Here is a 23,705-nt window from a genome sequence, read left to right on the forward strand (position 1 = left end):
AGATCAAGAAAATTCTATAAATATTAAGTAATATCGCTTATGTACACGTACAAATCTCAGCTCTACCATGACTCTTTTGCCCCAAGATCAAGAGCAAATTCTGTCTGATAAATCGTCTCATTCCAAAGAGATTTTGCCCCGTAAGAAAAATTTTCTTTTATGGTTTTTAGTCCCCGCAATTATTTCAGGTTCAGGATTCTTGTTGTTTATTAGTCGTTATAGCAATAAGAATATTGAGCAGATGGCGCTCCAAACGCCAGCCGAAGATTCCACCTTTGTCGGCTCAACTATTGGTTTTCAGGTTGGCGATAATTATCAAACAGATGTCACATTTGACATTGTTGGTCCTGATGGAGAAACAACCCTTAATCTACGTAATATCGATCTCAGCCGGCTTATTCCCCAAGTGCCAGAGTTTGCTAAGAATAACCCTGCATTGAGACGATGGTTTTTGACCGAACGTGAGTTTAATCGCCAGCGGGTGATATTTGCTGCTGGCTCTGAACACATTGATATTCCGGGTGGATTAGGTGGTTACAGCGCTGATCAATTGTCAATTGGCCTCACCAATAATTGTTTGGGCGCAAGTTACTGGGAACTGGCAATCTACGCTGAAACACCGTCGGGTCAGGAAACTATTTATCAGGGATATTTCGATTTCCCTCGGGGTGCTTATGCCGATATCGTTTCGGATCTTAACCCTGTTAGCTATTGGTCACAGGCACGCAATCTGGAGGCTTGGCCAAAATTTGGTTTCCTTAAAGGCATGCAGCTTGATTTAGGTGCTTTTCGAGATGTGGTCAAAGAGTCGGAGATCACGGCTACCGATTTAGCTGATGCAGAAATTATGGCCCTTGGAGAACAAGATAAAAAGTCAAACCTGATTGTTGGCGAAATCGTTGGGACTACTTGGGCAGATCTCCGCAGTTCGGATCTACAGTTTCATAGCTTTGTGCCCCCTGGTACCTATGATGAAAACCGGCTGTGGGGGTCTGACTATAGCCAAATTGAAACTCTCGATAAAGTAATCGGGCGGGAAATTGACTCCCCCTTAGCCACTGAACCTCTCAAGGAGGTGGAGATTGTATTCAATGGCAGTGAAGGTACGCGCAAGCTGATCTTAACTGGATTGGATATGGACGCAATTCCTCAGCTAGCTCCTGAAGACTATAGTGATGGCATTTATAGACCTTTAGGCTTTGGGACACCCTTTACGCAAGACTATGAAGATTTAAAGCGGATCAATCCAACGGAACATCCATTTATGGCTATGGTGCTTGATGGTGATGATCGGGTCGTTGATTATCGCATCGATATTGGTCTCAATGGTGTTGTACTACACCGAGACCAGGAGAATCCCAATCTTTTGCATGTGTATCCGATGTCCTATGAGAGAATCACGCTGGTGGGACACTATACGGTAGATATGGGAGAGGTTTAAGTAGGTTGGGTCTTCTTGGTTAAGTAGATAAGTGTTAAGGGATCTGTGAATAAATAAAATCCCCGGTAGTGTCAGGTGATAGGTGTTCGGTGTTAGGGACTAGGCCATTTAGCCTCATCCAAGTGACTGGAAGGCAGACCTAAAAACTAGAACCTTAGACCTTTTACGACAATCTTTTATGGGGGACTTTATTTTTGAGCATATCCCTTATTTCTCTTGCAACCGAGTTGAGCAATTACAACATCTTTAAAGCTATGGCTATACTGATGGGTGTCCCGATCAAGTATGGGAATCGTGGCTATGGCATTGATCAAGTGTTTCTCCTGTGGGGCTGAAACAGACGATATTGATGGGGCTACCCACAGCTATCTGTTATCCACACCGGGGTGCTGGGCAATGTATGGCGAAGTGCTTGCCCGCGAGTATTCTGATTTTGCCTATTGGGCCGTTCATGATCTGACGGTAGACACCTATTCGATTCAACATCCAGGTCAACCAAGTCGTCAGACCATCAGCTCGTTAAATGTTCATTTATCGAGTCTATATGCCTATTTTAAGTTAGATGTTTCGGCTGGCGAGCTTTCTAACATAAAGGTAAAGGTGGTTCAACACAAAGATCAGTTTGTCTGGTTAGAGCCGCCCGATTGTTTAGGTCATTTAACAATTAATGACATTCTGCGAGCGGAGAATGCCACCCAGCATTGTGAGCTGGTAAACCAGTGGGCAGAGGATGTCTTTAATCAATGGCAGGACTTTCATCCTGTTGTTCAGGCATTACTGGAAACAAGCATGTAATGACAATTGGGTGTTGTTCATTTATGGTCAGGAAACGGCGTAATTTTTGGAAGCTAATGGCTATCATGCTCATGGCAGCCATCGGTTTTCTCTATTTTAGTAATGCTTCTTTTTGGGTGAAACCCATTGGTCTTTCTCCGATATTGGTGGCCCATCGTGGGTTGAGTCAGGGCTATGATCGCCAGGGGTTAACCAATGATACGTGCACTGCTGCGCGGATGTTACCCGTGCCCCATGACTATCTTGAAAATACGCTGCCGTCGATGAAAGCGGCGTTTGACTATGGCGCTGACATCGTTGAGTTGGATGTTCACCCAACGACTGATGGGCACTTTGCTGTATTTCACGATTGGACCATTGACTGTCGTACTAATGGTGCTGGTGTTACCCGTGAGCAAACTCTAGATAGTCTACAGGCCCTTGACATTGGTTATGGGTATACCGTCGATGGCGGAAAAACCTATCCATTTCGTGGACGAGGTGTTGGTATGATGCCGTCACTGGAAGAGGTGTTCAATGCTTTTCCTGATCGTAATTTTGTTATTAACGTGAAAAGCCAGGATCCAAAGGAGGGTGAGCTTTTAGCTGAGCGATTAGCGATGCTACCTCCTGAACGTCAGGCACAATTTATGGTGTATGGTGCAGACCAGCCGACTAGCATTATTCGTGAACAATTTCCCACGATTCGGACGCTGTGGCCACGTCGACTAAAACAATGTTTGATTCGCTATGTAGCTTTGGGTTGGACTGGGTGGGTACCGGATAGGTGCGATCGCAACATGCTTCTGGTCCCTGCCAACGTTGCCCCCTGGTTATGGGGCTGGCCCAACCGATTTCTGCAACGCATGCACAATGTGGGCACCAAGGTTTTCCTAGTTGGCGACTATAACGGCGAAGGCTTCTCCCAAGGTTTTGATGATCCGGAGCGACTTCAAGATTTACCAGCAACCTATGCGGGGGGTATTTGGACCGATCGGATTGACTTAATTGGTCCAGCCGTTCATGCAATCAATTCTTCTGACTAATTTCATCGAAGGTTAAATTTGCCATACTTCATTGATTAACATCACTTTTGAAACGATCAGCATTAGCAGCTTCCGATGTTGCCACATCTCCCTTGCCAAAGAAGGCAGGAAACGGCTTGGGAATCTCAAGGGCACGCTGAGTGGCGGGTCGAGCATCGATGCGTTCAAACCAGGCTTTTAGATTGTTTAACCCATCTACCGAAACCTTGGCCCAATAATAAGATCTTGCCCACGGGTAAATAGCGATATCAGCGATGCTAAAGTCATCACCAACAAGATAATCTTTATTGTCAAGCTGGTTGTTTAACACTTCAAGCAGTCTGCGTGACTCTGCCCCATAGCGGTTGATGGCAAACTCATCTCGATGTCCTTGAGGTTCGGCGATTCTCTGGAAATACATGGCCTGCCCCATCATGGGACCAATTCCGCTCATTTGAAACATAAGCCATTGGAGGGTTTGCGATCGCAAATTTCTATCCTCAGGCAAAAACTTCCCATATTTCTCTGCTAAGTACCAGAGAATGGCCCCCGATTCAAAGACAACAAAATCATCATTACTTCGGTCCACAATCGTAGGAATACGTCCGTTCGGATTCAGCCGTATATACCAATCAGACTTCTGTTCTTTTTGACTAAAGTCAATCGGCGTTAGTTCATAGCCAACCTCTGCTTCTTCTAAAAAAATCAGTGGCTTCCAACCGTTCATCGTTGAAGCCGTATACAGATGAATATCGTGCATGGGAGTTCCTTTAAGGAATAAAAACCAGACACGCATACCGTACAAATCTAAGATACGATAGTCAACCAGTATACTTTTAGTAACCAGTCATGGGCTTGGCCATAGAAATTGAAACCGATAGTCATGGTCGTAAACGGGCAGTTGAGCCTTGCCTGGAGCCTTGCTCCATTGAACGAGGAATGAGAGTTTTAGGGGGAAAGTGGAAAGGCTCAATTCTCTGGCATCTCAAAGATGGCCCCGTGCGATTTAATGATCTCGCTCGTCAGATTGGCGGTGCTAGCAAGAAAATGGTGAACCAGCGTCTTAAAGAGATGGAAGACGCAGGACTCGTGAAACGCCAGGTAATCAACACAAGACCCATTGCCGTGGCTTACGAAATCACAACGTTTGGTTGTACTGCCCTAGGCTTTCTAGAAGAGTTAAAAAAATGGTCAGAAGATAACAATCTCTAAGCAAAATTTCAATATAGCTTGTTACCTTCCATTACTTTGAAAGATTAGGTTCGACAACAGTTGGAAAACTTTCAAAGTTACGACGTACCCAGTCCATACCCACTTCATTGTTGAGCTTGATTTTTCTAGGTGTATCAGAGTAAATTTTGCCCAGAATATCTGCATCTTGTTCGACAACCACTTTGCTAAAGTTAAGAAAGCTGTCACCTAGCAGATTAAATAGCGGATGTTTTGCCTGACCAAACAACAAGATATATGTGCGAGTTCGGTTTTCCGCTTCAGGTATAAAGAGATGACATTGAGCAATTTTACCCAATGGAGTTTCTCCATGAAAAATAACCAAAGATGGAAAATGGTTCTCCAGGTGAGCTTTCAGCCTATTAGGCAATAGAAAGAGATCTGGCTTTCTCACTTTCTCTAATAGAGAATAAGGTTCAGTGGGCATTTCATAAAACGCATGGGAGTGATGCCCCTGATCAACAAACTGATGAAATTCTACCTCAGTAATCCGAAATAAATCTCGGTGAGTACCGTTTTGATGGTTATAGTCATGCATGTTGAGCAGCATCGTCAGTAAATCAGTTTCAACCCTGATATCAGCGGTATGACCCACAAAGTTATATGTTTTGGCCACATCATCCAACACTGTGGGAATCCCAATTTTTGGCTGATGATCCCCATAGGACCAGATAAAATCGCCCTGAATAAAGAGTTTTAACGGCTTTAATTGAGGCAGCGTTTTCTTACCTGACCCAGGCAATACCGTACAGCCCTTGCCATCAAAGGCAAGGGCATGAAATGGACAGGTTACCGTACTGGTGCCGCTGTTGGTTTCACACCATCCTTCTGATAGCATGGCTCCCATGTGAGGGCAAGCATTGGGCAGTGCATGAATGTCTCCAATGGCATCCTTCCACATCACGTAGTCACTGCCATACAGCGACATTTTGCGCGGTTGATCCACTGCCAGCATAGACCTGTGCGCCAATAACCAGGGCGCACCAAAAAGCATAGACTTCATGGGGGTCTCCGTTAGTTATAAAATTGTGAGGAATCCGTCGTGTTTTAAAAATATGACAGACCAGTCGCATTTGTCAAAAAATCTTCGTCGACAGCCCAAGCAAGAGCGGGGCAAAGAGCGGGTGGAAAAAATTTTAGATGCGGCGGCGGCAGTTTTTGATGAGGTTGGTTATAACGCTGCCACCACCCATCAAATTGCAGCGAAAGCTGGGACAGCCATTGGGTCTGTGTATCAGTTTTTTGCAGATAAAGCGGCTATTTTTAACGCGATGGAGCTGCGCCATGTGGAACGCGTCAAGCAGTTTTGGGCCCATATTAATACGCCAGAAATTGTGCAGCTACCCCTGCGGCCAATGATTCATGCCCTTATATCTTCAGCAGTAGAGCTGTTTGAGCAGCCTGTATCTAGAGTGGTGTTTGTCCAGTTTTACACCGCTCGCGATATGTTCCAGTCGATTGACGACAGCATGACCCAAGAAGCCATTGACTTCCTGGCCAACATTCTACAACAGCGTAATTCATCCTTAGGGCAAGCCCAATGTGACCTTCTGGCCGAAGTGTGTGTGCACAGTTCTAATGCCTTGATTCTGAAGGCTCTACACACCTCTGACCAAGAGCATCGTCAGCGCTTGACACAGCAGATTGAGGACTTACTAGTGTCATATTTAGAACCGCATGTTGGGAATGATCGTGCCATCAATGTAATGAAAGTAATGATATGCCCGCACTGTCAGTCAAAACGACTATCAAAAAATGGTCGTCGTCGAGGAAAGCAGTGTTATCTCTGTAAGGATTGTGGTAAACAGTTTGTCCAGTCGCTTGCGAGCGATTAGCCTGTCCACCCTTAGGTCTAATTAGTTACCTGAGCTGATCTTTTCAGATATCTGTTTGAGAAAATTTAGATGAAAATTAATATAGTCATCATTGAGCCAATCCTGTGCCAGGGAATGACCGGTATTAAGCCCAAAGAACCAAATATCTCGTATGGCAATAAACGGTTCGATAAGACTTAAATCCAAATCAGAAATCTCTCTCTTTGACCTATATCCCTCTAGAAAACTTGACCATAGGGCATCTTCTTTGCCAAGCAGCCTAATCACCCACCTAAATGTGGCCAGATCATAAATGCGCCAACCCAGGCCACAGCAGTCAAAATCAAAGTGTGTGACCTTGCCACCATGCTCATGGGCATTCTCTCCATGAACGTCACCATGGCAAAACCCATAGTCCAACTTACCTACCTCTGTAGCATTAACAATTGTAAAAAGACTGTTGGCTAACTCACTTAAGAACTCCCAGTCTGAGGGCCTTTCTGCTAAATAAGGTTGGATCTTGACCAAAGGCTCATCTATAAGATGTTTGAGGTCTAATGTATAGCGGCTAGCATTAGACTCAAATCCTGAAGAACAACTGTGTATTTCTGCCACTGCCTGACCAAGGAGAGTTGCATCTTTTGGATCGTTAAACTTTAAGATATTTCCTTGGGCAAACTGAGTGATAATAACGTGTCGTTCTCCTTCTGGAGCAATAATTGGGGTAATAAACCCTCCTTGCTTTCTCTCAATAGGAATAGCAACAGCTGCCCCCTGCTTATGTAAGTGCATCAGTGCCGCTAGTTCAAACTCTATGTCTGAGCGTGTCCTCCAATTGTGTCGATACACCCGCAATATAAAATCATCTTTTTCGGAAGATAATTTATAGGTGTCATTGAGCCCCCTATGCCAAAACTCGCAGGAGACAGGATTCGACATTTTATATTGCGGTGCTACTTTACTCAACAGCTCAGATGCACTCAAGGTCGAATACGTCGCTTTAATAGTCAAGCTGGGCTGAGGCATAGTAAACAGATTAATGATCGCCGTTGCAGATTCATAGAATGGTGAGCTACCTGGATAGGCATTGGTTATCAAGGTCGCTCACAAGGTGGCTCAGACAAAAGTCTTTTGAGGAGGCCAACAGTATCTAGGTATTTAATCTGAACATCTCACTTTAGATCAGTGTGATATGATTTTACTCTGGATCGGTTCTAGTGGGGAGCAGCCACTGGAGTTAATGGGGAAAGCGTAGTGAAAATCTACCACTGTCCCGCAGCTGTGAAAGAGGTTCTAAACTTTGTTTATGCCTCTCAGTCAGAACGCCCGCCGATGCTGTGACCTAAGATATCTGCGAGGTACGGATGTGAATCAAATCTTTTTTGCCCGGTCCAGGCTCCAACGGCGAGTTTGTTGTCGATATGTCTATAGCCCTTGAAACAGAATTGACTAGAGTCTATGCATACGGTCTTTAGCTTCAGTGGCATAGCTAAATAGTCATCTGAAGCATGGCTCTAGCCTTAACTTTTGTCTGCAAGTTGCTTTGGCCTCCACACCTTAAATCCCTCTCCTTCTCCTCAAGGAGAGAATTTTTGGCTTGAAAGAATTTGTTTTTCTCAAAAAATCTCCTCTCTTACTGCCTTCCTTCTTCAGGAGAAGGGTTTGGGGGATAAAGGTGATCCTTTGGTTGTTCGTTTCTCCACACAATACACACTTAAAACCAAAAGACCAATGTCTACTATGTCCAAGTTCCCTGCTTCTCTAACGCTTCTATCTTTTCTATTGGCATCACCCGCCTGGGCTGGAGAAACAACCAAGCTAGAAAAATCTGAATTAGCTCAGACTCCTGAGGTAGATGACGTTATTCGGATTAATGTTGTTGAAAGTATCCTTGATCAGCCTGTTTACTCTCCTTTTCGTCGTGAAGGCACTGTTCGTGAGTCAACACAGCCTGTTTATGTGATTAATCGCGAGCAAATTGAAACGCAGGGAGCCCGCACTGTTGATGAAGCCCTACTCTATCTACCCGGAATATTGAGCGAAGGTACAGCAGGTGGCCAGTTGGGCTCTCAGAGTGGTCAGTTTATTCGGGGAGGTGGAACAGCTCAAACCCTGATTTTGCTAGATGGTCGTCCAATAAACGAGATCGGTGCAGCCGGTGGATTTGATCTCTCGACCTTTACAACCGATGCGGTCGAACAAATTGAGGTGCTGCCAGGGGGGGGCTCAGTCCTGTATGGATCCAATGCCATTGGTGGTGTCATCAATATCATTACCCGCAGACCGCTGGAAGAAGAAGGCATAGAGGTGACCACTAGCTTAGATCTTGGCAGCTTTGGCTATAACAGTCAGGCACTACAGGTGCGGGGAAACACTGGCAATGTTGATTGGAGACTCGGTTATAACCGTACCGATTCAGAAAATGATTTTCCTTTTAGCCTAAGCACAACAGACTTTGAGGGTGATCGCAGCAATGCGGAGGTGCTTTATAACAATCTTAATTTTCAGTTGGCAGCTGACCTTAATGAACGCAATCGGGTAAGTCTGGGGGCATTGTATCTCACCAAAGATTTAAATGTTCCTGGTGGTGTGCCGACTCCTAGCGGCTTTGGTGCGTTCAATACACTGACTGAAGACGATAGTCAGTATACAGAAAATTTACTACTGGATTTAACCTATGAATCCAAGCTGGGGCAAGGGGATAACTCATTGCTAACAGCACGATTATTTGGTGATTTCCTTGACCTTACCTTCAAGGATCCCATTGCCGATAGCAGTTTTGATACGCCTTCAGAAGATAGGATCGATCAAATTTCCCTAGGTGGGCAATTGCAGCATACCTGGCAGTTTGCTGATAATCAGAACATTACCTACGGTGTCGACTACCGTAATGTTCAAGCAGACAACGAAACAACTAATTTGTTGACAGATTTAACCACTGAGGCCTATGACGAAAGCATTAATCAAACCGGTATTTTTGCTCGATACCAGGCTGATATCACCTCTCGCATCAGTGTTAATGCCGGTATTCGGCAAGATTTTAACGATCTGGCTGATGAAGACTCTTTTACTTCATTTAACTTAGGTACACGGGTGGCTTTAACCGATACCACGAATTTTCGGGCTAACTTTGCTCGCAATTTTCGTGTGCCTACCTTATCGGATCTTTTTCTGACCACATTCAACACCAACAACCCAAACCTTGAACCTGAAACTGGCATTAGCTTTGACGTAGGTATTGATCAACAAATCGGCGACCGGGGCTTATTTAGGGTTACCTTCTATCGCAATGAAATTAAGGATGCCATTAACTTTGACAGTGATACCATGAGGTTCGAAAACATTGATCGAGTGGAGGCCATCGGGATTGAGACGGAGCTAAATTACCAAGTGCTTGACGGTGTGTTTGCCTTTGCAAATTACACGTGGAATCGTCCAGAAATTAGGGAAAGTGATAACCCCGATGATCGAGGTAATTCTTTGCCGTTTACCAATGCCGACAGCTTTAATTTAGGTGTGGCTTATGAACCCGGCGATGGGGTATACGCGGCTCTATTCTTACGCTCCATCAGTGATACTTTTGTTGATCGGGGTAATTCAGAAACCCTTGATGGGCGAACAACCTTGGACTTTAAGCTACGGTTGCCTCTAAGCGACAGCTGGGCATTGAATGCCAGCTTAGACAATATTTTTGATGAGCAGTTTGAAGAGTTTCCTGGGTTTCCTGGCATAGGTCGGAGCGTTCAGGTGGGTTTGAAAGGAACTTTCTGATCAAGTAGGGAGAGGGGTAACAATGGATCGATTTGAAAAGCTGGCCTCTGTCCTCCTTGTAAAGGGAGACTATAGGGGGGGCTCGACCACGTCAACATCATCTATTCTAAAGTCTGTAACAACCGTCTTGCTATTGGGGCTGTTGGCGACGGCTGGCTGCCGACAACTTCCATCAGAACCTGCCACAGCTGATAATCATGCTGCCTGTGTCGCAGACTACAACCCTGCCACAGACTACTTTCCCAACAAAGTTCAGCCTAAATACGCAACTGGCTTTTCCGTTGACTATTACAACCACTACAAGGTCGTTACCGTTACTCAGCCCTGGCAAGCGGCTAATGAGACTTTTGAGTATCTGCTAGTGCAGTGCGGAACTCCGGTTCCAGAAGGGTTTGAAGAGGCTCAAGTCATACAAGTCCCGGTCAATACAGTGGTTACACTTTCTACCACCTACCTGCCTCACCTAGAACTGCTGAACCAGTTAGATGGGCTTGTAGGTATGGATGACTTCAGCTTTGTGTATACTCCTAGCGTTCGTCAAAAAATTGAACAAGGGGAACTCATAGCCTTTAGCTCTGGTAAAACTCTCGATCTAGAGCGACTACTCGTGAGTGAACCAGAGCTGATCATGACCTATGGTATAGGCGACCCGGATGTTGATGGCTACAGTCGTCTGATACAGGCAGGCTTGCCAGTGGTCCTGGCAGGAGAATATGTGGAAAACTCTCCCCTCGGACGCGCTGAGTGGCTGCTGTTTACAGCTCTGTTCTTTAACCAGGAGGCTAAAGCTCAGCAGGTCTTTACAGATATTTCGACTGAGTATGAATCTCTAGTGGAGCTGACGGCTGGTCTGTTAGACCGGCCAACGGTCTTTTCTGGTTTCAGTTATGAGGGTACCTGGTACATGCCAGGTGGCAAGAGCTACGCCGCCCAGTTACTCAGAGATGCAGGTTCTGCTTATCTGTGGGAAGAGAATGAGTCTACGGTTACTATACCGCTTGATTTTGAGTCTGTCGTTGACCAGGCGGCGACAGCTGATGTCTGGGTAAATGTCAGTCAAGATTGGTTCAGTTATGGCGATGCGATCGCAACCGACCCTCGCTATGGCAGTTTTGATGCCTTTAAGCAGGGCAACGTCTTTAACAACAATGCCCGCATCAATGACACTGGCGGCAATGACTACTGGGAGAGTGGGGCCGTTAAACCCCACTTGCTCCTGGCAGATTTAGTTAAGATCTTTCATCCACAGCTATTACCTGACCATGAACTGGTTTATTACCAAAAGCTAGAACCATGAGCCATTCTATTCTCTTAGCCCAAGTGACTGATAGCCATTTGTTAGCCAAAACCACGGACCAGCTGCGGGGCTGTAATACTTGGCAGACCTTTAACGCAGTGTTACGGGAAGTTACCCAGTGTAAGCCTGATGGATTGCTATTGACGGGTGACTTGGCTGAACAGGGAGAGGCTGAGGCCTATGGGAATTTGGTGGATGCACTCTCACCTCTGCAAATTCCCACCTACTGGCTACCTGGTAATCACGATCGTTTAGACATGCTGCAACAAGTACTCCAGGTTCTGCCCGCTAGTCAGGGGCTGAGCTCCATTGACCTGGGGCCATGGCAACTGATTTTGCTTGATTCAGTTTTTCTAGATGCCACCTTTGGCGAAGGTCATCTTTCTGAACAGCAGTTACAAAAACTGCGTTTTTATTTAACCCATCATCCGCCTAAGCCCACTTTAATTGCACTGCATCATCATCCCGTCTCTGTGGGCATCGATTGGGTAGATCAAATAGGCGTGAAAAATGCCGATGAGTTTTTCGCGCTGATTGAGCAATTTTCGCAGGTGAAGTTAGTTGTTTTTGGACATATTCACCATGAATTTCAACACAAAACAGCCAGGGGCATTGGGGTTTATGGGTGTCCGTCGACTTGTTTGCAGGTGACACCAGCGGTTGCGGCTATGGATGATACTCAGCCAGGGTTCCGGTTGGTTTGGTTGTATGGGGATGGGAGGTATGAGACAGAGGTGAGGAGGGTGAATATTGTGGATGGGGAGCGGTGAGTAGGGATGGGGGTTGCTCAGGGCTTTCCTCCCTGAAACCCTCCTGATGTGGGGACATCAACGTCCCCACGCCCCTCGCATTAGAGGGGTAGGGAGAAGAACTCCGCAGTGCACCTCAAAAAGGGGGGGTGGGAAGTTCCTAATCATAAAGACTATCTCACTAAAAACTTACCTCACCCACCCAAAAACTATGGCCAACAAAATCTACACCCTCAACTCCACCCATACAAAACACCCAACCATCTCCCAGCCAAAAAAAATATTCAACAAACTAACTAATCACCGACTTAAATCACTTTCCATCAGCCACCTCGGTGGCCTTACCCTCCTCACCCTGGCGCTTATTATCATATTTCTTGCTAGCCTCGCCCTAGGCTCCGTCGCCATTCCCCCCCATGAAGTGCTGACCGTTCTCTTGGGTGGCACCGCCGCTAAGCCCGCCTGGCAAGAAATTATCCTTAATTTCCGTCTCCCCCGCTCCCTAACCGCCATGGCAGCAGGCTCAGCCCTGGCCATCAGCGGACTCCAACTCCAAGCCCTATTTCGTAACCCCCTGGCCGGACCGTCAGTCCTTGGTATCAATGCCGGTGCTAGTCTGGGTGCGGCCCTGATTGTCTTAACCGGCGGCAGTATTGGCTGGTGGGGACAGCTAAGCGTGGTCGGAGCCGCCAGTGTGGGCGCTGCGATCGCAATGTTCCTGATCCTGCTCATGGCCCACCAAATACGTAGCTCCCTGGCCCTGTTAGTGTTTGGGCTGATGCTGGGCTACATCACCACTGCCCTAGTGACTATCCTGTTGCACTTTAGCCACCTTGAACAAACCCTCACCTATCTAAACTGGACCTTTGGCAGCTTTAGCGGCGTCACCTGGCAACAACTACCGATTTTGCTCTCCGTCGTCATCTTTGGACTCGCCATTGCCCAACTTACCTGTAAACCCTTAAATCTCTTACTCCTGGGAGAAGAACAAGCCATCAGCCTGGGATTATCCATGACAATGGTCCGCTGTTATCTGATCTTTAGCGCCTCTTTGCTAGCGGGCAGCGTCACCGCCTTTTGCGGCCCCATTGCATTTCTAGGTGTTGCCGTTCCTCACCTGGGGCGCAGTCTTTGCCGCACCCAAGACCATCGTGTGCTGGTTCCCGCCGTTGCCTTACTAGGAGCCCTGTTGGCCCTGGTGGCCAACAGTATTGCCCAGGTGCCTGGCAATCAAACGGTCTTACCCCTTAATGCCGTCATGGCCCTGCTAGGAGCCCCGGTGCTCATCTGGCTGATGCTCAAACATGGAAAACACCAGGTTTAACCCAACCATTGCCAAACCCTCAGCACTTCTGCCACCGTCCACGCCTGGGCCATACACCCCCGTGGTGTCATCGGTGCATCCCCGTCAAAAATCTCACTGAGACTACCAATACAGCCCCCATGGAGATGCTGCACTAGGGGGGTAAGTAACTCCCTGGCCCGAGCCGCATCCTGATATACCCGAAAATGTGCCTGCACATAGGGACCCAACAGCCACCCCCAGGTAGTGCCCTGGTGATAAGCACCATCACGCTCCAGCGAATCACCACCGTAGGTACCAACATATTGAGGATGGGTGGGCGTTAGCGATCGCAACCCGTGGGACGTTAGCAGTTCTCGACCACACACATCAACCACAGATCGTTGTTGCTCCGGCTCTAATAAAGCACCCCCAGCCTCACCGCCAGCAAAGGGTAGGGAAATGGCAAAAATCTGATTCGGACGCATCGCCGCATCATGGCCCTCGGGACCATCTAGAACGTCATAGCAGTAAGCCCCGTACCAAAACCGTTGGAACCCGATTAACGTATGCTGTGCCAGGGTTTTATAATCCTGTGCTGGCTTCCCTAAAACCCGCGCAAACAGTTCCATACAGCGCAATGCATTGTACCAAAGCGCACTAATTTCAATCGGCTTGCCAATGCGGGGAGTGACCACCCAATCCTCCACCTTGGCATCCATCCAAGTTAGCTGCACACCGGGCTCGCCAGCATAGATTAAGCCATCGCTATCCAGATGAATGTTGTAGCGAGTACCGCATTGATGCCAGTCAATCACCGCCGCCAACTCTGACCAAATCTCCCTCAGCAGCGCATCATCTCCAGTGGCTGCATAGTACGCTCGAATTGCCTCAAAATACCAGAGAATCGCGTCCACCGTATTGTATTCAGGGGTTTCTCCAGCATCAGGAAACAGATTAGGTAACATCCCCTGATCCAGATAGCGAGAAAAGGTCCGAATAATCGTACGTGCGATTTGGGGCCGCCCCGTTGCCAAGGTTAGCCCCGGCAAACTAATCATCGTATCCCGTCCCCAATCACCAAACCATGGATAACCGGCAATCACAGTTTTACCCTCAGGTTCATTCACCAAGGGGCGATCAACAATAAACTGGTCGGCAGCTAAAACAAGCTGTTGAAACTCCCCTGACGTGGATAATGGATGCTGTTGTTCTGATATGTTGAATGCCTGGGCCAACAACTGGCGTTCATAGGTTTGCCGCATGGCCAGGGCCGACTCCCCGTCTAAGGACGGTGCAGCCACGGTACTAGCCGCAACCAATAATGATTCACCTGGAGCCAGTTCCACAGCTAAACTGGCAACACACAGGTGATCATCTCGATTGGTCAAACCTCGATACCGCTCTAGGGAAAGCTCAAATTTCTGATACCAATCATGGTGTAATTGAAACTGGCCGCGATCGCTAAAAAGATAATAGGGAACCGCATCAGAAAAAGCTTGAACACAAAGGCCATGGGGAACACATCCGGTCTCCATCTGCCAGCTTCGTGCTTGGGTGTTGCCGTGATAATCTCGATAGTTAACCAACGCTTTTAGCGACAATTCCACCGCGTTGCCCCGATGCAAGTAATATCGGACATAGGTTGTATTGGCCCCAGGCTGCATCCAAATACGTTTTTCTAATAAGGCATCGTCTAGGGCAAACGTCCAAACTGGTATGCTCCCATCAAGCCGAAAGCTTTCGATAAACCGATAGCCCTGGGGAGAAACACTACCATCTATCCAACGATTGGTGCTCAACTCATAGGACTTATTGGTATAGACTGCTTCTTCTAATTTGGTTACCAACAGCGTGCGCCCCAGGGGTGGTTGCAGAGCCGCGACCAATAAGCCATGGTAACGCCGGGTAAGAATGCCTGCCACTGTACCAGCGGCATAACCACCCATACCATTTGTTACCAGCCATTCTCGAGTTTCAGCCGTCGCCAAATCTCCACAAAGCTCTCGCCCAAATGTCAGCATTGCACGGCCATCCCTACCATATAAAAACCTTAGATTCAAATCTTAAAGCATGGTATTTACTGGAAGAGTCCCATGGCAAAACTGACCAGGGAGACAGCCCTCTTTTGTAGGGTGCAAGGCTCTGTCTCCCTGGTCAGCAGCGGTGTGGCGCTAAACGATGTCTGGGGCTATTCACTAAAGAATCTATTTGAGTGTTGGACTCACATGGGCAGGTATTTTGACAACTTTTGTAGCAAGTCCGAGCGTTTTCAATACCCAAATCGCCCACCAGGTGACATCAATTTCCCACCACTGCCATCCAGCTCGAGCGACATTAGGGTAGGCATGGTGGTTGTTGTGCCAGCCTTCTCCATAGGTGAAGATAGCAGCCCACCAGAGATTCCGAGAATTATCCGCAGTAGTAAAGGTGCGATACCCCCACATGTGGGTAACTGAGTTAATAAACCAGGTGCTATGCCATAGCAGCACCGCTCGCAAAAAGATACCGTAAATCACAAAGGACCATCCACCTAGGCCATAGAGCAATAATCCTAGAGGAATTTGCAAGAGTATGAAATTGCGATTTAGCCATCGATAAACAGGATCTCTTGCTAACTCTGGAGCATAGCGGCTGTATAGGTCTGAGTCAAAAAACTTTGCTTCGGGATATAACATCCAGAGCATGTGGCTCCACCAGAATCCTCGCTTAGCAGAATAGGGATCCTCCTGTTCATCTTCCGTATGGGCATGGTGTAGACGATGTCCAGCAACCCAGAAGATTGGCCCTCCCTGCAACGCTAATGTCCCGACCAAGGCAATCAAATATTCCAACCATTTTGGCACTTGGAAACTGCGATGACTGAGGAGCCGATGATATCCCAAGCAAATGCCAATGCTGCCAAAGAGCCAGTGGAGCAATAGGGTAAGGCCCAAAGCCTGCCATGAAAAATACCAGGGAGCTAGCAAAGCAAGAAGATGAACAAGTGTAAAAAAGGTAACAGTTGTCCAATTCAAGGGCGGCTTGGTTGCTGTGTTTTTCGGGACTGAATTTTCTGTCATATAGATGCTTTACACGAATTGTTGACAAAAGAGGGGAGCATTAAACTCCCCACGGTGAATGACTTAAGTTTTGAATTAAGGAACCAATTTTGATCTTATGCGGCGATAGCGGGTGCTGTCAGTGCAACGGGAGCGGCCTCACCAGACGCCAAATCCAGGGGAAAGTTGTGGGCATTACGCTCATGGATGACTTCAATGCCTAAATTGGCGCGATTCAGCACATCGGCCCAGGTATTCACCACGCGCCCTTCACTGTCTAGAATGGACTGGTTAAAGTTGAACCCATTGAGATTAAAGGCCATGGAGCAGATGCCCAGGGAGGCGAACCAAATCCCGACCACCGGCCAGGCGGCCAGTAGAAAGTGCAACGAGCGACTGTTATTAAACGAAGCATATTGAAAGATCAAGCGTCCAAAGTAGCCATGGGCGGCAACCAGGTTATAGGTTTCTTCCTCTTGACCAAAGCGATAGCCAGCATTTTGGGATTCAAGTTCGGTGGTTTCCCGCACTAACGACGAGGTGACCAAGGAGCCATGCATGGCTGAGAACAAGGCCCCCCCGAAGACACCGATGACCCCCAGCATATGGAAGGGATGCATGAGAATGTTGTGCTCGGCTGTAAACACAATCATAAAGTTGAAGGTGCCCGAGATGCCGAGCATCAAGCCATCCGAGAAACTGCCTTGGCCGATGGGGTAAATCAGTAACACAGAAGTAGCCGCTGCCACCGGAGCCGAATAGGCCACGGCAATCCAGGGTCTCATGCCTAAGCGATAGCTCAGTTCCCACTGACGGCCCATATAGGCATAGGCAGCAATGAGAAAGTGAAAGATAATCATCTGGTATGGGCCACCGTTGTAAAGCCACTCATCTAGACTGGCGGCTTCCCAGATGGGATAAAAGTGGAGGCCAATGGCATTGGAGGAGGGCACCACGGTGGCGGTAATCATATTGTTACCGTAGAGCAAGGAGCCGCTAATGGGCTCTCGAATCCCATCCATATCCACGGGGGGTGCTGCCACCATGGCCAGGACAAAAACAACCGTAGCGACCAGGGCTGTGGGAATCAAAAGGGTCCCGAACCAGCCAACATATAATCGATTTTCAGTGCTGGTGATCCATGCGCAAAAGCGTTCCCATGGACTAATCTGTTGATATTTCTGAAGTGTATTATTCATGAGTCCATATTGTTTGTAGCGAAAACAAACTGGCAAAGAAATTTGCACTTAATGTAGCGCTATATAATTATATAACTATGTAGCGAAATATTTAACAAAATAAATGGAAAAACTTTTGTCATTTATTTCTACACTAATCGCTATGACGCTCTAGATGCATGCATCTAGAGCGTCATAGCGATTAGTAACGTGCCAATGGTGTGCTAGACCACTTGCGCTTAAATAATCACCCTATTACCTACCCCATCACTATTTGATAATGGGCAACCTTACGCCACAGAGTACTAGGCAATGAACCCTGGGTCAGGACAATAACTAGTACGGCGAGATGTTGTCCTGACCCAGGCTAGAACTTCACTCAGATGCTGGAGAACCAGCTGAGGCAGCGTTCAAATGCTGGCTGATGATTATTTTTTGAAACGTTACGAAACTGGGTAAACGTTGCCCTCAGCTCAGGCTCCTCAACAAATTCAAGAAAGCTATCATACATTTGTACATTAGCAATTTCTGTTTCAACGGCCATTTCACAAGCTGCTTGCAGAGTTTCAGGGGCCTTTACATTACCAGCAAACGTATCTTCAGGAATGGGGAGACCACACTGTGTAAATAAGGTGTGCCAACGCTGAGCATGGCGCTCCTCTGATTGAATAATATTACTAAATGGCTGAATGGCTCCGTACTTTTCAATGACGGCAGTGTAAAGTGCCCTCGCTTGATACTCATCATTCATGGCATCAATCATTGCTTGTTGAGTTCTCTCATCAAGACTAGAACTAGCGGATATAGGAGATGCTGATGCTAGGAACGCCATTCTACAAAGTCCAGTGGCACCTAGTCTGCGCCGATGTTGTTGACGATAACCTTGTTGCCGGTGGCCTTGTTGCCGGTGGCCTTGTTGCCGACGACCTTGTTGCCGGTGGCCTTGTTGACATCTACGTTTCATACTTTTTTCTCTCAAATTGAATATCTTGGTTGTGCAAATTTTAGGGTCTATGGTTGTTTAGGATTGAGTAACCAGGACCTGCCACTCCTTGACAAGAGCTGGGGATACCAGAAGTTCGACTGGCTCACCTTGAGTGGTTGGGAGACTTAGCTTCAAGGGGATTACCGCCCTTAACTCAGATACAATCGGTGCCAAATCATATTGACCAACATTGGGTTCCGGTGCATCCGCATCCGTGAAAATTTTTCGAGAGGCGTCGTTTGCAGTTAGGGTGTTGCCTAAAGAGTCGGTTAACACCAGGGGCTGTGAACGATCAATGGCCGCAGTGCCGGGAAAACCAACCAGCCGGAGATAGAAAAAGGTGCTGCCATCTGGGCGAATGCGTTTAAATGCGATCGCTTGCCAACTATTGTTATGCTGATCGTGCAGGGTCTGACGTGACTGATAAACAAATTGACCAGGAGCCTCTTCCAATTGGCGAATCGCGGCAGATGCTGGCAGCACCGTGAGATTTTCAATCCCTGTCAGGCTCAGGACTAATAGTATGCTGAAAGTGAGCAGCCAAAGCATCAGCTGGCGTACACGTGACCACATCATAAAAATCTCCCAATGATGCCTGTTTATACTATTACTAGCTTATTCGCCCAGGGCAGCTTGAACCGACTGCTGCACTGAATCGGGAATAAACACCGCATAAACTCCTCGTAAGTCACCCACTTTGAAGTCGTATGCCAAATCTTGGGGATAGTTATTCTTGACAAACTGAGGACGATTGTCTTTGAGCCCATGGCAGGCTAAACAACTTGCTTCCACATTGATGCGACGATAATAGCGAGTGCCACTTTGGTCGCTCAAGGTTTCTTTTTCCCAGAATCCCATTAACTCTGGGGATTGCTCAAATGTAGACAGGGCATTAGTAGCGGCAAGATTATCGGGTTTATGGGCTGGATTACGATACTTTTTGGCCATTTGCTTTACCTGCCAACCGTTCTCTTGACTGAGTTGCATGGCTTTCATGCCAACGGGTTTACACACTTTCTTCATGGTCTCCGCCGTCGGTGGTTCTGGCGCATCTTTCAGGTAATCGGCTAGTCCGCTGCGCATAGCGTCTAAATTTTCAATCTCCTGAACAGCTTTGGCTAGCTGAGCGGGTTCCGGCTGAGCTTGAGCGATTGCTGGGCAGACAAGAACAACGAGAACGATTAGCGAAAAACCCAGTATGATTTTGGATAGAATTCTGAACATGGATATCGTCCCTTAGATTGGGGGATAAGCTAAACTGTTCGATCTCCGTTAGGGATCTGGCACAGAGTGATAGTAGATCTTTATCGATAATCCGATAATAGCGACAACTGCCGACGCGTCGACAGGTGACAACACCCGAGCATTTAAGCAACTGTAGGTGTTTAGAGACATTGGCCTGGTTTAAACCAGCTCGCTGGCAAATCTCAGTGACATTGCGTTCCTGGCTGCAAATAGCAGAGATAATTCGTAACCGACTGGGATCGCTTAGCAGTTTGAATCGCTCTGCTATTTGTTCAAAGTGGTTTTCCAGCAGAGCTGAAAGGGGTTCCACTTGGTGCGGCTGAGTCTCCATAATTTGGGGGGAGTATCAAAAAAAGGCCAAATCTCAATCGATGGAATGCTTAAGGGCTAACTGTTGTTTGTTCGTAGTTGGTGGTGGTGGGCTTCAGCATCTGTAGACCGAAGATAACGCGTAATCCCAGTTTTTCAAACCAGGGCATACCAACTCCAGTACGCATTTTGACCATGAAATATTCCTCAAAGGCTGCTTTTACCCATACAACCCATGGGCCACGAACAGCATAGGAGTGTTTCCGTTTGCCAGTTTCTGGGTCAGGCAGAACGGGGGCGGCAATATAGGCAATACCAGTATCGCCAAATTCTGCAAAACACAAAGCATCCAACGTTGGAACTTGGAGAGGACTTTTAATCGCCCCCAACTCAACCGCGATATTGTGGGCAACCGCTGTCGCCATGGCTTCCGACATTTGACCACTTTTAGGTAACCCGATGGGAACACGAGTTTTATCAGGCTGTGCCAGTTTAATGCTGACACCTGCGGCATAAATGTTGGGAAAGTCGGGATGACGCTGGGTGGGTAACGTCGGAATAAATCCCTTGGCATCTCCTAACCCAGGCGCTGCCTGGATAAATTTGGCCCCGCGAAAGGCCGGTAAGACCATCGAGTAGTTAAATGGCAACTGTTGCCCGTCGTCCAGGGTAATGGTGTGTTTATCCACAGCCGTAATGGCCGCATTCTCAATGACCGTAATGCCTTGTTTCTGCATTAAATTGGCGGTCAGCTCTCTCGCATTTTTTACCTTAGAGACACCTAAATGCCCAGCATAGGGCTCTGGTGTGACATAGGTGATGGGCACCTGATCGCGCAATCCTCGACGACGTAATTCATGATCGGCCATCAGAGCAAATTCGTAGGCGGGGCCAAAACACCCTGCCCCCGGAGCTGCGCCCACAACTATTGGCCCTGGATTTTTAAGCAAGTCGAGCCAGGCTTGGTGAGCCGTGAGGCTATGGTCGGGGGTGCAAACAGACTGGGTATAGCCACCATGGGGACCCAAACCTGGAATTTGATCAAAGGCCAGGGATGCCCCAGTTGCGATCGCAACATAATCATACTCAATCGTTTTCTCTCCCTCGACTGTAATAGAACGAGCGTGAGGGTCGAGGGCCGTCACTTTGCCAGATACCCAATTTAAATGATGACGCTGCGCCAGACGCGCTAAATCTAACTGAACATGCTCCAATGGCTTCAGCCCCAAAGCCACCTGGATCAACCCTGGAATAAAGGTGAATTTGGACTCACTGGATATGAGTGTCACCGTATGCTCACTGGGCAGCAAGTGACGTAGCTCATAGGCTATGGGCAACCCAGCCAGACCACCCCCAATAACAACAACGTTTGCCATACCTCAACCCTCTCCTCCCTGATCTAAACCAATCACCCGACGATAAAGTGGGAAATCCCGGTCAGGCTTTATCACTTATCTACTAGATAGTTATATAGATATTATGCAGTAATCCTGATTCTGTCAACTGAATAATTCGGTTTCAAAGTTCCACCGCCTTCCTGAGCCATGGGGCGTTGAGCCTTTCAATCACACCAGGGAAGTCACAACAAAATAGATAAAATAATTTACAATTTCATTACTAATTGGTTATACTACTGATTAGTAAGAAAGGTAAAGAAAATTTGCACTTGCTTGCCACATGACTCGATTGAATGATCGCAATTAACAACCCTGTCTCACTTCAGCCAGGTTGTTACCCTCTGCTTGAGGTTGCCCTCTTCTTGAGACGGTCATAGATATGTTGTTCCATTTTATAAGGAGGTTGATCGATATGGATGATGCACTTTCTTTCGAAGTCCCATCACTGTCTCGGCGACAACTACTCAATTTTTTGACAGGGGCAACGGTTGCCGCAACCGCTGGTTCAGCCCTCTACCCTGTCGCTAAGTTTTTCATCCCACCTCGGGAAGTATCTGAGGGAGGTGGGATTCTCGCAAAAGATAAACTGGGCACCCCGATTCCAGCCAGCCAAATCCTTGCTAATCCGCCTGGAACTCGCGCCTTGATTGCAGGGCTGGCCAGCGAACCGACGTATTTGATCGTCCAAGACGATGGTTCCCTGGGGGCTAGAGGTATTGTTGATAACTGTACTCACCTGGGTTGTACCTTCCCCTGGAATCCTGCAGATCAGCAGTTTCAATGTCCCTGCCATGGATCGCTTTACGATCCGGAGGGTAACGTTGTGCGTGGGCCTGCGCCCCTTCCCCTCAAGATAGTTCACGTGGTGGTTAAGGATGATGCCATCTGGATCTACCCCTGGAACGAGACTGACCCCCGTACTAATGAGCAACCCTGGTGGGTGTGATCAACTAAGAGGTTTTTACGAATGCGTATTATTTTGATGACTGGAAAAGGGGGGGTGGGTAAGACATCAGTTGCAGCTGCGACTGCCCTGCGAGCAGCAGAACTGGGATATCGCACACTGGTATTGAGTACCGACCCAGCCCATTCATTAGCGGATAGTTTTGCCCTAGAATTATCCCATGATCCAACCCTGATTCGGCCCAATCTGTGGGGGGCTGAACTCGATGCCCTCAGAGAAATGGAGCAGAATTGGGGAGCGGTTCGACGTTACATTACAGACGTGCTCCAGGCCCAGGGGATGGATGGAGTGCAGGCAGAAGAGCTATCAGTCCTGCCTGGAATGGACGAAATTTTTGCCCTAGTGCGGATGAAACGCCATTACGATGCGGGAGATTTTGATGTCCTAATTGTGGACTCAGCCCCTACAGGCACAGCCCTGCGTCTGCTCAGCTTGCCAGAAATTTCTGGCTGGTACATGCGTCGCTTTTACAAGCCTTTCCAGGGCATGGCCAATACCCTGAGCCCTGTGTTTGAACCCATTTTTAAGCGCATGACGGGGTTCTCTCTCCCTGATCGAGAGGTGATGGATGCCCCCTACGAGTTCTATGAACAAATTGAAGCACTGGAGCGAGTGCTCACGGATAGCACTCAAACTACGGTGCGATTAGTCACAAACCCTGAAAAAATGGTGATTAGCGAGTCACTTCGGGCGCATGCTTACCTGAGTTTATATAATGTGGCAACTGATCTGGTGATCGCCAACCGCATTATTCCTGAACAGGTGAGCGATCCCTTCTTCGCCCGTTGGAAGGAGATGCAACAACAGTATCGCCAGGAAATTCAAGAAGACTTTCAACCGTTACCCATCAAAGAAGTTCCGCTCTACAATGAAGAACTTTGTGGTTTGGCTGCCCTAGAGCGACTGAAAGACACTCTCTATGGCGATGAAGATCCGACCCAGGTTTACTACCGGGAGACCACACTCCGAGTAGTGCAACAGTCTGAGGGGTATTGTCTAGATGTTTATCTGCCAAATATTCCCAAAGAGCAAATCCATTTGCATAAGACGGGGGATGAACTCAACATTCGCATTGGTAACCATCGTCGCAATCTAGTTCTTCCACAGGCGTTAGCAGCGTTACAACCAGCAGGCGCTAAATTAGAAGATGATCATCTGATGATTCGTTTTACGAAAAATGCTTCTATTCCCTCTGCTGCGTGA

At 47.6% G+C, this 23,705-nt stretch carries 22 protein-coding genes and 1 riboswitch; of the genes, 11 read left to right on the plus strand and 11 right to left on the minus strand.

Going from position 1 to position 23,705, the window contains the following annotated elements; translation table 11 throughout:
- Positions 1-67 precede the first annotated feature (67 nt).
- The 3 genes from U2F10_RS02160 (at position 68) to U2F10_RS02170 (ending at position 3,261) form a co-directional block, all read left to right on the plus strand.
- Entirely contained in the window at positions 68-1,441 is a 1,374-nt protein-coding gene (locus tag U2F10_RS02160) for a hypothetical protein (RefSeq protein WP_163659304.1), read from the plus strand.
- A 300-nt stretch (positions 1,442-1,741) separates the two neighbouring features.
- On the plus strand, positions 1,742-2,236 hold the full coding sequence (locus U2F10_RS02165) for a DUF5946 family protein (RefSeq protein WP_163659303.1): 495 nt from the start codon (positions 1,742-1,744) through the stop codon (positions 2,234-2,236).
- Positions 2,237-2,292: 56 nt separating this feature from the next.
- Positions 2,293-3,261: a glycerophosphodiester phosphodiesterase family protein gene (locus tag U2F10_RS02170; protein ID WP_499870457.1), complete on the plus strand. Its 969-nt coding sequence runs from the start codon at positions 2,293-2,295 to the stop codon at positions 3,259-3,261.
- Between the two features lie 28 nt (positions 3,262-3,289).
- Here U2F10_RS02170 and U2F10_RS02175 read toward each other — a convergent pair whose 3' ends face one another.
- The gene (locus U2F10_RS02175; RefSeq protein WP_499870459.1) at positions 3,290-4,000 is read right to left on the minus strand and encodes a glutathione S-transferase family protein; all 711 of its coding nucleotides are present in this window, start codon (positions 3,998-4,000) and stop codon (positions 3,290-3,292) included.
- 89 nt (positions 4,001-4,089) lie between these two features.
- On the opposite strand from U2F10_RS02175, the gene U2F10_RS02180 reads away from it, so the two are divergent.
- Positions 4,090-4,452, plus strand: coding sequence for a winged helix-turn-helix transcriptional regulator (locus tag U2F10_RS02180; protein WP_499870461.1), 363 nt, complete (start codon positions 4,090-4,092; stop codon positions 4,450-4,452).
- 31 nt (positions 4,453-4,483) lie between these two features.
- On the opposite strand, the gene U2F10_RS02185 is transcribed toward U2F10_RS02180, so the two are convergent.
- A complete protein-coding gene (locus U2F10_RS02185) occupies positions 4,484-5,473 on the minus strand; it encodes a Rieske 2Fe-2S domain-containing protein (RefSeq protein WP_499870463.1) in 990 nt (329 codons plus the stop codon).
- Between the two features lie 52 nt (positions 5,474-5,525).
- Between U2F10_RS02185 and U2F10_RS02190 the strand changes: the two genes are divergently transcribed.
- On the plus strand, positions 5,526-6,305 hold the full coding sequence (locus U2F10_RS02190; RefSeq protein ID WP_499870464.1) for a TetR family transcriptional regulator: 780 nt from the start codon (positions 5,526-5,528) through the stop codon (positions 6,303-6,305).
- 21 nt (positions 6,306-6,326) lie between these two features.
- Here U2F10_RS02190 and U2F10_RS02195 read toward each other — a convergent pair whose 3' ends face one another.
- Positions 6,327-7,310 carry a phosphotransferase enzyme family protein gene (locus tag U2F10_RS02195; RefSeq protein WP_499870465.1) on the minus strand — a complete coding sequence of 328 codons (984 nt, stop codon included), beginning with the start codon at positions 7,308-7,310 and terminating at the stop codon, positions 6,327-6,329.
- Between the two features lie 166 nt (positions 7,311-7,476).
- A riboswitch (cobalamin riboswitch) is annotated at positions 7,477-7,632 on the plus strand.
- 383 nt (positions 7,633-8,015) lie between these two features.
- Between U2F10_RS02195 and U2F10_RS02200 the strand changes: the two genes are divergently transcribed.
- The 4 genes from U2F10_RS02200 (at position 8,016) to U2F10_RS02215 (ending at position 13,425) form a co-directional block, all read left to right on the plus strand.
- Complete coding sequence (locus U2F10_RS02200) at positions 8,016-10,055, plus strand: TonB-dependent receptor plug domain-containing protein (RefSeq protein ID WP_499870467.1); 2,040 nt, start codon at positions 8,016-8,018, stop codon at positions 10,053-10,055.
- Positions 10,056-10,077: 22 nt separating this feature from the next.
- Positions 10,078-11,352 (plus strand): ABC transporter substrate-binding protein, encoded by a 1,275-nt coding sequence (locus U2F10_RS02205; RefSeq protein WP_499870468.1) that lies wholly within the window; start codon positions 10,078-10,080, stop codon positions 11,350-11,352.
- The gene (locus U2F10_RS02210) at positions 11,349-12,122 is read left to right on the plus strand and encodes a phosphodiesterase (protein ID WP_499870470.1); all 774 of its coding nucleotides are present in this window, start codon (positions 11,349-11,351) and stop codon (positions 12,120-12,122) included. Before U2F10_RS02205 ends, U2F10_RS02210 begins: the two co-directional genes overlap by 4 nt.
- Before the next feature lie 190 nt (positions 12,123-12,312).
- Positions 12,313-13,425: an iron chelate uptake ABC transporter family permease subunit gene (locus tag U2F10_RS02215; protein ID WP_499870472.1), complete on the plus strand. Its 1,113-nt coding sequence runs from the start codon at positions 12,313-12,315 to the stop codon at positions 13,423-13,425.
- On the opposite strand, the gene U2F10_RS02220 is transcribed toward U2F10_RS02215, so the two are convergent.
- The 8 genes from U2F10_RS02220 to U2F10_RS02255 all read right to left on the minus strand — a co-directional run bounded on the left by U2F10_RS02220 (position 13,422) and on the right by U2F10_RS02255 (position 21,517).
- On the minus strand, positions 13,422-15,407 hold the full coding sequence (locus U2F10_RS02220; protein ID WP_499870473.1) for an amylo-alpha-1,6-glucosidase: 1,986 nt from the start codon (positions 15,405-15,407) through the stop codon (positions 13,422-13,424). The two genes, U2F10_RS02215 and U2F10_RS02220, sit on opposite strands and share 4 nt — an antisense overlap.
- 183 nt (positions 15,408-15,590) lie before the next feature.
- On the minus strand, positions 15,591-16,445 hold the full coding sequence (locus U2F10_RS02225) for an acyl-CoA desaturase (RefSeq protein WP_499870475.1): 855 nt from the start codon (positions 16,443-16,445) through the stop codon (positions 15,591-15,593).
- A gap of 95 nt (positions 16,446-16,540) precedes the next feature.
- A complete protein-coding gene (gene psbA / locus U2F10_RS02230) occupies positions 16,541-17,623 on the minus strand; it encodes a photosystem II q(b) protein (protein WP_163659292.1) in 1,083 nt (360 codons plus the stop codon).
- Positions 17,624-17,981: 358 nt separating this feature from the next.
- The gene (locus tag U2F10_RS02235) at positions 17,982-18,566 is read right to left on the minus strand and encodes a ferritin-like domain-containing protein (protein ID WP_499059150.1); all 585 of its coding nucleotides are present in this window, start codon (positions 18,564-18,566) and stop codon (positions 17,982-17,984) included.
- A 57-nt stretch (positions 18,567-18,623) separates the two neighbouring features.
- The gene (locus U2F10_RS02240) at positions 18,624-19,163 is read right to left on the minus strand and encodes a DUF3122 domain-containing protein (protein ID WP_163659290.1); all 540 of its coding nucleotides are present in this window, start codon (positions 19,161-19,163) and stop codon (positions 18,624-18,626) included.
- Between the two features lie 39 nt (positions 19,164-19,202).
- Positions 19,203-19,802 carry a Tll0287-like domain-containing protein gene (locus U2F10_RS02245; RefSeq protein WP_348917896.1) on the minus strand — a complete coding sequence of 200 codons (600 nt, stop codon included), beginning with the start codon at positions 19,800-19,802 and terminating at the stop codon, positions 19,203-19,205.
- Positions 19,684-20,163: an ArsR/SmtB family transcription factor gene (locus U2F10_RS02250; RefSeq protein WP_348917863.1), complete on the minus strand. Its 480-nt coding sequence runs from the start codon at positions 20,161-20,163 to the stop codon at positions 19,684-19,686. The genes U2F10_RS02245 and U2F10_RS02250 overlap by 119 nt, the downstream gene beginning before the upstream one ends.
- A 49-nt stretch (positions 20,164-20,212) precedes the next feature.
- The gene (locus U2F10_RS02255) at positions 20,213-21,517 is read right to left on the minus strand and encodes an NAD(P)/FAD-dependent oxidoreductase (RefSeq protein WP_499059146.1); all 1,305 of its coding nucleotides are present in this window, start codon (positions 21,515-21,517) and stop codon (positions 20,213-20,215) included.
- 433 nt (positions 21,518-21,950) lie between these two features.
- On the opposite strand from U2F10_RS02255, the gene petC reads away from it, so the two are divergent.
- A complete protein-coding gene (gene petC, locus U2F10_RS02260) occupies positions 21,951-22,484 on the plus strand; it encodes a cytochrome b6-f complex iron-sulfur subunit (protein ID WP_163659287.1) in 534 nt (177 codons plus the stop codon).
- Positions 22,485-22,505: 21 nt separating this feature from the next.
- Complete coding sequence (locus tag U2F10_RS02265; RefSeq protein ID WP_163659286.1) at positions 22,506-23,705, plus strand: TRC40/GET3/ArsA family transport-energizing ATPase; 1,200 nt, start codon at positions 22,506-22,508, stop codon at positions 23,703-23,705.

The sequence above is a fragment of the Leptothoe sp. EHU-05/26/07-4 genome, assembly GCF_043421015.1.
GTDB classification, from domain to species: Bacteria; Cyanobacteriota; Cyanobacteriia; order Phormidesmidales; family Phormidesmidaceae; genus Leptothoe; species Leptothoe turfae.

Bases quoted from the DNA above. Each gene is read 5' to 3' on its own strand.
- U2F10_RS02160 (WP_163659304.1), top strand. From the start codon at position 68: ATGACTCTTTTGCCCCAAGATCAAGAGCAAATTCTGTCTGATAAATCG.
- U2F10_RS02165 (WP_163659303.1), top strand. From the start codon at position 1,742: ATGGCATTGATCAAGTGTTTCTCCTGTGGGGCTGAAACAGACGATATT.
- U2F10_RS02170 (WP_499870457.1), top strand. From the start codon at position 2,293: ATGGCTATCATGCTCATGGCAGCCATCGGTTTTCTCTATTTTAGTAAT.
- U2F10_RS02175 (WP_499870459.1), bottom strand. From the start codon at position 4,000: ATGCACGATATTCATCTGTATACGGCTTCAACGATGAACGGTTGGAAG.
- U2F10_RS02180 (WP_499870461.1), top strand. From the start codon at position 4,090: ATGGGCTTGGCCATAGAAATTGAAACCGATAGTCATGGTCGTAAACGG.
- U2F10_RS02185 (WP_499870463.1), bottom strand. From the start codon at position 5,473: ATGAAGTCTATGCTTTTTGGTGCGCCCTGGTTATTGGCGCACAGGTCT.
- U2F10_RS02190 (WP_499870464.1), top strand. From the start codon at position 5,526: ATGACAGACCAGTCGCATTTGTCAAAAAATCTTCGTCGACAGCCCAAG.
- U2F10_RS02195 (WP_499870465.1), bottom strand. From the start codon at position 7,310: ATGCCTCAGCCCAGCTTGACTATTAAAGCGACGTATTCGACCTTGAGT.
- U2F10_RS02200 (WP_499870467.1), top strand. From the start codon at position 8,016: ATGTCTACTATGTCCAAGTTCCCTGCTTCTCTAACGCTTCTATCTTTT.
- U2F10_RS02205 (WP_499870468.1), top strand. From the start codon at position 10,078: ATGGATCGATTTGAAAAGCTGGCCTCTGTCCTCCTTGTAAAGGGAGAC.
- U2F10_RS02210 (WP_499870470.1), top strand. From the start codon at position 11,349: ATGAGCCATTCTATTCTCTTAGCCCAAGTGACTGATAGCCATTTGTTA.
- U2F10_RS02215 (WP_499870472.1), top strand. From the start codon at position 12,313: ATGGCCAACAAAATCTACACCCTCAACTCCACCCATACAAAACACCCA.
- U2F10_RS02220 (WP_499870473.1), bottom strand. From the start codon at position 15,407: ATGCTGACATTTGGGCGAGAGCTTTGTGGAGATTTGGCGACGGCTGAA.
- U2F10_RS02225 (WP_499870475.1), bottom strand. From the start codon at position 16,445: ATGACAGAAAATTCAGTCCCGAAAAACACAGCAACCAAGCCGCCCTTG.
- psbA (WP_163659292.1), bottom strand. From the start codon at position 17,623: ATGAATAATACACTTCAGAAATATCAACAGATTAGTCCATGGGAACGC.
- U2F10_RS02235 (WP_499059150.1), bottom strand. From the start codon at position 18,566: ATGAAACGTAGATGTCAACAAGGCCACCGGCAACAAGGTCGTCGGCAA.
- U2F10_RS02240 (WP_163659290.1), bottom strand. From the start codon at position 19,163: ATGATGTGGTCACGTGTACGCCAGCTGATGCTTTGGCTGCTCACTTTC.
- U2F10_RS02250 (WP_348917863.1), bottom strand. From the start codon at position 20,163: ATGGAGACTCAGCCGCACCAAGTGGAACCCCTTTCAGCTCTGCTGGAA.
- U2F10_RS02255 (WP_499059146.1), bottom strand. From the start codon at position 21,517: ATGGCAAACGTTGTTGTTATTGGGGGTGGTCTGGCTGGGTTGCCCATA.
- petC (WP_163659287.1), top strand. From the start codon at position 21,951: ATGGATGATGCACTTTCTTTCGAAGTCCCATCACTGTCTCGGCGACAA.
- U2F10_RS02265 (WP_163659286.1), top strand. From the start codon at position 22,506: ATGCGTATTATTTTGATGACTGGAAAAGGGGGGGTGGGTAAGACATCA.